The sequence below is a fragment of the Bartonella tribocorum genome (assembly GCF_002778015.1).
Classification (GTDB): domain Bacteria; phylum Pseudomonadota; class Alphaproteobacteria; order Rhizobiales; family Rhizobiaceae; genus Bartonella; species Bartonella tribocorum_B.
The window spans coordinates 1-848 of sequence record NZ_NJPP01000084.1 but is presented as its reverse complement, the minus strand read 5'-3'; the positions used below and the strand labels follow the sequence as shown (position 1 = coordinate 848).

Below are 848 nucleotides of genomic sequence, written 5' to 3'. Positions count from 1 at the left end.
TTGTATAGCCGTAACTTATCTAAAGAAGACATTTATGATATTCGCTGTTTGTGGGGCTATTATCATGACTATGCACATCATACCGGACCGCGGCCATTGGATAAAAATCTATATATAAAATTAAATTGGTTTACAGGTCTTCTAGAAGAAATTAAAGTTGATTTAATTACAGTGCGTATGATGCTACAAAATCATCCAAAATTTTGGAAAGAAATAATTGAGTTTGTCCTCTTAGAACGCATGTTCCGTTATCCAAAAGGTTCTGATCAGCATATGACATTCGATGCTGGTACAGGGATCTTGCTTTTTGAAATATTGATGCGTAACAAAGCATTGATTGAAACGGATCGAGGGTATCTTCAATTTGATTTGGAGCGTCTTGAAGCAGTAATAGTATTGATGATAGCAGATATAGAAGCACTTGAAACATTAGATGATGATGCTTATTTGGCAGGGGCTAAGGATTATATCCAAAATAATCTTGGAAAGCCGCAAACTTCACAGTCAAGATTTAATTTTTCAACTTCATCTTATGCACAGCGCGTTATTGGGGGATTAAATCATTGAGTTTCTTAAAAGGACGGTTATTCTTATTTACTACGGAACATGCGTTCTAAGAGGACAAACTCAATTATTTCTTTCCAAAATTTTGGATGATTTTGTAGCATCATACGCACTGTAATTAAATCAACTTTAATTTCTTCTAGAAGACCTGTAAACCAATTTAATTTTATATATAGATTTTTATCCAATGGCCGCGGTCCGGTATGATGTGCATAGTCATGATAATAGCCCCACAAACAGCGAATATCATAAATGTCTTCTTTAGATAAGTTACGGCTATACAA

General features: G+C 34.4%; 1 protein-coding gene and 1 pseudogene. One reads left to right on the top strand and one right to left on the bottom strand.

What is annotated here, in order from left to right:
• Positions 1–567, top strand: a 567-nt coding sequence (locus CEV08_RS09285; protein WP_245407091.1) for a DUF6421 family protein, incomplete at its 5' end; no start/stop codon positions are given.
• Between the two features lie 23 nt (positions 568–590).
• Here the strand turns inward: CEV08_RS09285 and CEV08_RS09735 are convergent.
• Positions 591–848 (bottom strand): annotated as a pseudogene (locus CEV08_RS09735) (DUF6421 family protein); the annotation flags it as partial.